Below are 386 nucleotides of genomic sequence, written 5' to 3' on the forward strand. Positions count from 1 at the left end.
CTCTCCTGGCCAACGCCTGGTATTCGACCAGCGACCTCGCCGCTTGCCTGAGAGTGGACGCCTCAACTCTCGCCGCTGGCGCACCGCTCAGCCTCCTCAGGGGCCCCCTTTCGTCACGGTCTCGGAACGCGTCGTCATGTACAGCGCCCTCGACGTCGAGGAAATGGCTTCGCCGCCGACGTACCGTCCCTGCCAAGGGGCTCAATGGCCGATAAGCCCAGTGTCCCCGAGGGCACCAAGGGCAAGCGGGCCCGCAAGGTTCCCATAGTCGAGGAGATCCGCCCCCTCGTCGCCCAGCGCATCCTGTCCACCGGCCCCGATCCCGACGCCCGCCTCTTCACCGGCCCGCGCGGCGGACGCATCTCCACCGCCGTCCTGCGCGACGC

Annotated in this window: 1 pseudogene; it reads left to right on the forward strand. The window is 69.4% G+C overall.

Going from position 1 to position 386, the window contains the following annotated elements:
• Positions 1–164: 164 nt before the first annotated feature.
• Positions 165–386: pseudogene (locus IG64_RS37250) on the forward strand (site-specific integrase); the annotation flags it as partial.

It is taken from the genome of Streptomyces sp. NRRL S-340, assembly GCF_000720185.1.
Lineage (GTDB): Bacteria > Actinomycetota > Actinomycetes > Streptomycetales > Streptomycetaceae > Streptomyces.